At 64.7% G+C, this 385-nt stretch carries 1 pseudogene; it reads left to right on the plus strand.

From position 1 onward, the window contains the following. Positions 1-124: 124 nt before the first annotated feature. A pseudogene (locus GYA94_RS26875) lies at positions 125-385 on the plus strand (MFS transporter); the annotation flags it as partial.

Below are 385 nucleotides of genomic sequence, written 5' to 3' on the forward strand. Positions count from 1 at the left end.
ATCGTCAGTCGGGCGCACACAACAACAAAACGCTCCGGCGCCCGCGCCGCTGTGCCTGCCTTTGCAGCGCACCCGTCGTGGACCAAGCCCACGGAGCCGGACCAGACTGTTAGGGACCTACTTAATGACAAGCAGCACCTATGCCCAAGCCCCTGCGGCGCCGGTCAACTCGCCCGCGCGGGTAGCCACTGCCAGTTTCATTGGCACCGCCATCGAGTTCTACGACTTCTACGTTTACGCCACGGCTGCCGCCCTGGTCATCGGGCCGGTGTTTTTCCCCTCCGGCTCGGGCACCGCACAGATGCTGGCGGCCTTCCTGACCTTTGGCATTGCCTTTCTTGCCCGGCCGCTGGGCTCGGCACTGTTCGGCCATTTTGGCGACCGC

Origin of the sequence: Pseudomonas juntendi (assembly GCF_009932375.1) — a bacterium.
In the GTDB taxonomy this organism is placed as follows: Bacteria; Pseudomonadota; Gammaproteobacteria; order Pseudomonadales; family Pseudomonadaceae; genus Aquipseudomonas; species Aquipseudomonas juntendi.